General features: G+C 69.5%; 6 protein-coding genes and 1 pseudogene. 5 read left to right on the top strand and 2 right to left on the bottom strand.

The genetic code is table 11. The annotated features are described in order from the left end of the window. The 4 genes and pseudogenes from ADL12_RS55590 to ADL12_RS18135 form a co-directional block, all read left to right on the top strand. A pseudogene (locus ADL12_RS55590) lies at positions 1–449 on the top strand (hypothetical protein); the annotation flags it as partial. Positions 450–795: 346 nt separating this feature from the next. Continuing rightward, positions 796–1,410 (top strand): helix-turn-helix domain-containing protein, encoded by a 615-nt coding sequence (locus ADL12_RS18145; protein WP_062703706.1) that lies wholly within the window; start codon positions 796–798, stop codon positions 1,408–1,410. Next, entirely contained in the window at positions 1,410–3,515 is a 2,106-nt protein-coding gene (locus tag ADL12_RS18140) for a hypothetical protein (RefSeq protein WP_062703705.1), read from the top strand. The genes ADL12_RS18145 and ADL12_RS18140 overlap by 1 nt, the downstream gene beginning before the upstream one ends. Then, positions 3,515–4,237: a hypothetical protein gene (locus ADL12_RS18135; protein WP_062703704.1), complete on the top strand. Its 723-nt coding sequence runs from the start codon at positions 3,515–3,517 to the stop codon at positions 4,235–4,237. Before ADL12_RS18140 ends, ADL12_RS18135 begins: the two co-directional genes overlap by 1 nt. A 108-nt stretch (positions 4,238–4,345) precedes the next feature. On the opposite strand, the gene ADL12_RS18130 is transcribed toward ADL12_RS18135, so the two are convergent. Both ADL12_RS18130 and ADL12_RS18125 read right to left on the bottom strand, forming a co-directional pair. Next, positions 4,346–4,960, bottom strand: coding sequence for a hypothetical protein (locus ADL12_RS18130; protein ID WP_062703703.1), 615 nt, complete (start codon positions 4,958–4,960; stop codon positions 4,346–4,348). Between the two features lie 175 nt (positions 4,961–5,135). Continuing rightward, the gene (locus ADL12_RS18125; protein ID WP_062703702.1) at positions 5,136–6,173 is read right to left on the bottom strand and encodes a hypothetical protein; all 1,038 of its coding nucleotides are present in this window, start codon (positions 6,171–6,173) and stop codon (positions 5,136–5,138) included. Positions 6,174–6,346: 173 nt separating this feature from the next. Between ADL12_RS18125 and ADL12_RS18120 the strand changes: the two genes are divergently transcribed. After that, on the top strand, positions 6,347–6,622 hold the full coding sequence (locus tag ADL12_RS18120; RefSeq protein ID WP_062703701.1) for a helix-turn-helix transcriptional regulator: 276 nt from the start codon (positions 6,347–6,349) through the stop codon (positions 6,620–6,622). Positions 6,623–6,793: the final 171 nt, after the last annotated feature.

Raw genomic sequence — 6,793 nt, 5'->3', positions numbered from 1 at the left:
CCGCCCCACGAGCACGAGACCAACTACTACGCTCAACACCAGCCCCAACCGGCGGCTGGAGTCAACGCATAGAGCCTCCACCGATCCCGGAGCGGTTCAACAAGGCATACGACGAAGGCCTGACCCTCGTGAAGGTATGCGGCGCTGACGAACTGCACCTGCAAGGAGAGTGGCGACGAGTCTTCCAAGAAGGCCGGGACCTCACTCAGGTCAAACTGAAGGACGCCTACCAAGTCGCAGCGCTGTACCCCGAGGCTGAGCCGGAACAGCAAAAGAGGTGCAACGACCCGTATATCGAGAAGCGACGCTACGAGTACGCGGGTGGGCGCTACGTGGGCTGTCGCAGCTGCGGGGGAGACCTGTGCACCTCGTGCCGGACCGTCCACCTTGCTCCGGCCGGCGTTCCATACGAGTACAACGACGACAACCTGTGCCCGGCGTGCCGATAGACGGCTCGGTAGTAACCGTCATGGGGGTGGCTACCGACGCCGCGCAGGAAGGGTTGGTGTAGGGCGGCCCGCCGCTAGGGGCCCGGTGGGTCTGCCGCGGGACCAGACCGACGGGTCGGCCACCTCGCCCCTATTCGCTTACCCCAGGGGATTCTTCGCTCTCATCTGCGCGGGGTCAATGACCTGACCGGCCCCTCGTCCGCCTCCGTCATGAAGCCGACGGCAGGCAGGAGGCCTGAGCTTGATGGGCAGGGGCCGGTCAGCCGGTCTTTGACGGCCTTTCAGGACTCCGCTAATCTTCATGCCGAATCAGATATCGGAGTTTGCATGAAGGGGGGTGGGTGGGATGCTACTGACGACCGGACAGGCAGCCCAGGAACTCGGCTGCGCCATCACCACCTTCCGTCGTCTCGTACACGCCGGACTGCTGCCGGGCCTGTCCCGCCGTGGCGTGCGCGTCATGGTTCCGCTCCATGTGGTCCAGGCACTCGGTCAGCGCCGGCACGCCCCGCTGGACCGGCTGGATGCTCACGAGATCGCCGTCCTGCGGGTCGACGCGGCCAAGCAGGTACAGGAACCGGACCGGAACTGGATCGGCTTCGCGGCCTCCCTCGCCCCCGAGGACCTCCTCAAGGCGCTGCGCGGTTGGTGGCGCTGCGATGCGCCGAGCGTGGCAGCCGGTGGAGTACTGCCGGTGACCTTGTCGGGCTACGTGGTGGCCGTGCTGACCGGACTGGAAGACTGGGAGAAGAACACCCAGGGCCGCTATGCCTTCCCTCACGCGCGGCTGGTGGGTTACGTCACCGACCTGGCCACGCCCGTCCATCACGTGACCGCCTCCTCGCAGGCCGACCGGATGCTCGCTGATCTGCTGCTGGGCAGCCGGCTTGTCTCACACTCGGGCGGGGCGATCGCCTACGTCCCCGCACACGCCGCCCGCCGTCCGGACAAGGAAGCCTGATGGACGCACAGCGCTACAACGCAGCCCTCGCCGAACTGCGCACCGTACGGGACCAGATCAAAAAGACCCGGGCCGCACTGGCGAAGCAGGAGGCGGACCGCGACAAGCTGATCATCCAGCTGGCCTCCTACCCGAAGGCGAAGGCAGAGCGGGTCGCCCAGGCGGCCGGACTGGGCATGGCCGATGTCGTCGCCCTCGCCCCGGCCCTGACCCCCGACAGCCTTGCTACGCACGACACCCCGCAGCCGTCGACGGCCGAGCCGTCCACGGCCCAGGCCACCCCCGAGACCGCACCACCACCACCGCCGCAGCAGGCAGCGGCCGCCCCTGCGATGACCACCACCGCCGCCGCGCGACCCGCTCCGCCACCTACCCCCGCCGAACCCGCGGCCCCGCAAGTGCGCACACCGCCCCAGACGCCGCGGGACCTGCCCTCCATCCCCGCAGGTGCCAGCGGCGACGCCTGGCTCGCCCCCACGCCCGGTCTGGCCTCCACCCGGCCCAACTTCACCCAGCAGGCCCGCTCCACCGTCTTCCTGGACACCACCACAGGCATCCTGGTCCACCGCAACCAGACCCACCACCTTGACCTCGCCAGCCGGTCGGCCGCAGACATCCTCACCGCCGTCTTCCACGCCATCCCCGAGGGCGCAGAACGGATCTACATCACCGCAGGCGACCCCTGGCACCGTGACGCTGACCGCTACCCCTACCTGCGCGACGCCGTCGCCGCCTGGCTGAACGCCCCCACCCCCGGCTGGCGCACCGACACCGGCCGCGGCCGCGACCGGATGGCCGGACACTTCGTCCACGTCCGCAACCCCGTCGGCCGCTACCAGCGCGAGAACGGCGAGCAGCATGTAGAGATCCGCTCGGTGGGGGAGTGGTTCGACGTCGACGGCGACGACCCGCACACCATCCGCGACGCCTTCGTGCTGCTGTGGCAGGCCCTGCGCCGCCACTGGAACGATGCCGTCCTCATGGGCTCCCCCTCCCAGACCGGCCGCGACCTGTGGACCCGCACCATCCCCACCCGCGGCCAGTGGTCCGACGGGTTCCCTGTCCTGTCGGAAGAACTGCGCAGCCTGCTGCACGCCACCGCAGGCCAGGGCCGCAATGAACTGCTCACCCCGCCCCGCGTCCCAGAACAGTTGCCCCAGCTCGTCGAGTACGACCGCACCTTCGCCTACGCCAAGCACACCTGGAAATCCCCGGTCGGCACCCCCCGCCGCATCACCGCCCACGCATTCGCCGCCTGGTCGGAGAAGGAGCAGATGCGCGCCCTGTACGGGTGCGGGCACTGGCAGGTCCGCGTGACCGTCCCCGACACCTGGAACCACGTCGGCCTGCTGCCCGCACCCGCCCCCGGCGACCGCGCCTGGCACTACCCCGCCGAACCCGGCACCACCTTCACCACCTGGGCCGGCGGCCCCGAGATCCACACCGCCCTGACCAACCCCATCCAGCCGTGGAAGATCGAAATCCTCGACGGCATCCTGTGGGACGACGGCAAACCCCTCGACGACTGGGCCAAGAAACTCAAGGAGACCTGGACCAACCTCTCCGCCCAGGCCCACTTCCAAGGCGACGCCCAGCAGGCCCGCGCCGCCCACCTCGCCTCCCGCGCGGTGCGCTCCATCCTGCTGTACGGCATCGGGGCCTTCGCCCAGCGCCCCCGCATGGTCACCGGCACCACCCCCCGGGCCCTGGAGCGCGACGTGCCGCCGGACGCCGAAATCATCGGCTTCGACGACGAGTTGATCACCTGGCAGAAGCCCACCGGCTTCGCCCGCGACCCCAACGCCCACCCCGAATGGGCAGCAGCCATCTGGTCCGGCGCCCGCGCCGCCCTGCTCACCCAACGCCACCGCGACGACGACACCTACGCCGGAGCCCTGCACACCCCGCCCGGCACCGTCGTCGCTTTCCGCACCGACGCCCTGTACCTCACCGAGCCGCAGAACTGGCCCTACCACCACCAGCCCGGCGACTACCTCCTGCGCGGCCACCTCAGCGGCCCCCTGCCCGCTCCCACCACCGAGGAAGAACTCCTCACCCTGCGGGACAGCGGACGTGCGGCCCTCATCGCTGAACGGGAGGCCTGATGCCGCCCCGCACCCGCCGCAACCAGCCACAACGGCAGGGCGAGTTGAACGAAGCAGCCCGACTCGCCGACCGGCTCCAACAGGCCGGCTGCACCAAGCGTGACATCGCCCGCATCCTCGACCGCGACCCCTCACTGGTCTCGCAGTTCTACACCAAGAACAAGGGAGCCGCCTTCGTCCCCGCCCTCCGCCAGGTCCTGGCCGCCATCGAGACCGGCGGCATCACCGACTTGCCCGAACTAGCCGCCATCGCCGCCCGCCACACCCACCGCCGCACCACTGCCTCCGGCGCCCGCGCCCGGGTACGCACCAAGGCCGTCCTGATCACCCCGACCGGCTCCGGCACCGGCCGTGTCGGCGCCCAGGCGATTGCCTCCGGCTCCGCCCGCCTGCGTCCCCTGATCGCCGAAGCGGCCCGCTTGGGCCTGCGCCTGGCCTTTACCGTCCGCCTGGCCAAGACCGGCTACGTGCTAGCCTCTGGCAGCCGTACCGACTCACCCGGCATCCGCCGCGACGTCATCCAGCGCGCCGACCACACCGAGGAACGTTCCTACGGCTCCGCGCAGACTGGCGGCTTCGACGCCGCCGACTTCGCCCGCCGCGTAGACGCGGCAGCGGGCGACGTCACCGCGGCCGTACACCAGTGGATGGTTGAGACCGGACGCATTCGGGCGGACGCGCAGATCCTCCACCTCGAAGTGCGCACCTGGCGCCCGCGCTGACCAGCCCGCCGCCACACAGCGAGCGCGGCAGAGCAGGGAAGGCAAGCTCCCCCTGAACAGGAGCGTCGGCGAACGCGGCGCCGGTAACTCCGTCCACGCCAGCGCGGCTTATTCGCCGGTTTCGGGCTGAGTCTCGACCTTGGGCGCTGCCGTGGGCTCCGGCGGATTGGGAGCCGTGTAGAAGACGGAGCTGCCCTGCTTGGTGCGCTGAGCCTGGTTCCTGGCCACAAGATTTTCGACGGTGGTGCGCACGACGGTGGTTTTGACGCCACGGTCGGGGTGTGCCTGGCTGAGTGCCGTGGCGATCTCCGCCGCAGAGCGCGGTTCACTCTGCTCCGTCAGGTGACGGCGGACAAGTTCCACCAGCGTGGGCTGAACCGTCTTCGCGACGGCCTTCTTGCCGGTCTGCTTCTTGGCCGCGGGCTTCTCGGTAGCCGGTGCCTTCGCCTGCCTGCGCGACTTAGCAGTGGCCTTCTGCCGGGGGGAGGGCACGGTGGCGCTGTCGGCTCGCACAGGTTCAGGTGCCGTTGCAGCGACGCCGAGTGCCTGTTGCATGTTCACCAGCACGGTGTGGTCATGCTGCAGAGCGGCCAACTGCTGCTGCAGTGCGGTGACTTCCGCTGTGATGCGTTCCTGCTCCTTGACGTTGCGTTCGAGGTCACTGGCTACCTGGTTGACGTACTGCGATGTCAACTCAGTGGCTGGAGCCGTGTTTTCAGGCATCCGTTTCTCCTCGGTTTGCAGCCGGGTGAAGCCCCGTGGCCTTGCAGCGAGGCAGGACAGGCGCTCCGGCTGAGGTTGCTTGGGGCAGTGATAATACGGGTGGGTAGACCTGTTTCTGCTTCGTGAGCAATGCCTTCGATCAGCCTGAGACCAGTGTGCGCCTGATATAGGACCGCTACAGCACACTCTGCCGCTGGTGCCGTCCTGCGGGCGGCACCCTTGTGTGATGCACGGATAGCTGCCAGAACACCTCGTCGGTATCCCGGTTGTGATGCCAGGCCGCTAGTGCGCGCATGGCGACCAGCCGGTCGAAGAGTTCCGCGGACTGATGAGGCGAGTGTCCGCACAGCCGGGCGAGGATCTCCATGTCGGTGCTGTGTTCGGCCTCGGCGGAGGTATGTGCGGCCAGCACAAGGGCGGTCAGCTGCAGAGCGGGCGGTGCGGCCGGCAGGGCCCAGTGGGCCGCGCGGCAGCGGGCGCGCCGTCCGGGTGCCTGGTCGAGAACCGTGGCATCGAGCAGCCGCAGCCGCACAGGCGCCGACTTGAAGTCAGGCAGTTCCAGCCAGTCGGCGTGGGCCAGTTCCTGCCACAGCTCGCGGTGCCCGCGCAGGCGCATACCGCGCAGCAGACCTGCGCGCAGCCGGACATGACCGCAGGCATCGGCGCGCAGGGCGCACTGCACGGCCAGCAGCCGGGCGGCGGGAGAGGTGAACCGGGGCAGCGCGGTGCCGAGGTAGGTGAGCATCTCCCGCACCCGCACCCGCTCCTTGAGTCCGAGACGGAGCTTGCCGTGCACAGATGGTGGGGGACAGGTGGTGGGATGCGGGCGGGAGGGGCCTAGCAGCGTGTCCGGTACGACGGCGGTATTGCTGGTCGCCGATGCACAGGCCGAGCAGGTGTCGGCCAGCCGCCATGAGCGGCCGTATCGGTCGCGGGTGAGGGCGAGCAGTACCGGCCCGGCGCAGCCGCGGTGGCGCGGATGCCACACGCAGCCCTGCGTCCGGCACTGACAGCTGCGCAGGTGGGCCGGCAGCGCCTCGGCACGGGCGTGGCAGGCCAGATGCGCCAGAGCCGCGGACCGCGCGGAGGAGGCCTTGAGAGCAGATGTGTGGGCGGTGCAAGCGGGGCAGACGAGCGTGAGGCCGCCTGCTTGCGCACGCAGCTCCACGGTCCAGATACGCCGCACTGCCACATGCGCGCCGGCAAGCCTCATCGGCTGGTCGTCCTCCCAACTGTCCGCGCCACGATGGTCGGTGCCCGGCGGCAGGAGGCCGGGACGGACGCACCGTAGTGCAGATTCCTGCACCGTGAATGTCACCCCCATCTCCGCAGATAGTGCAGAAGTCTGCACCGACAGGGCAGGGGTCTGCACCGTCGGATGGTGGAGTGACGATCTTGCCGCCCGACCCCGACCCCGACCCCGACCTCGACGCGCTGCGCATGACGCTCGCGCGCCTGCGTGGTCAGCGCGGCTGGACCTTCGACGAACTCGCCGAACGCAGCGGCCTGGCCCGGCGCACCCTCATCGACCTCGAGCACGGCCGCACCACCGGCAGCGTCACCACCTGGCACGCCCTCGCCCACGCCTTCCACGTCCCCATCGAGGACCTGCTCGGCACTCTCTGCGACAACCACACCCCGCCCGGCACGCCTGACGCCTGATCCCTTCACCCCGCCCGGTATGCACCCGGATGCAAATCACCCGAACCGACGAGCAGGCATCAAATACCTGATCGCACCCTGACCTGTGTGCTCGAATCCGCTAGGCCAGCCGCGGGACACACCTATCGACACGATGCCCACCTCCGCGTGTCACCTGGCACGGTCCCCGCC

It is taken from the genome of Streptomyces regalis, from assembly GCF_001509475.1.
GTDB lineage: Bacteria > Actinomycetota > Actinomycetes > Streptomycetales > Streptomycetaceae > Streptomyces > Streptomyces regalis.
Note: the sequence above shows the minus strand (reverse complement) of the source record. Positions and strands in the feature narration are given on the sequence as shown.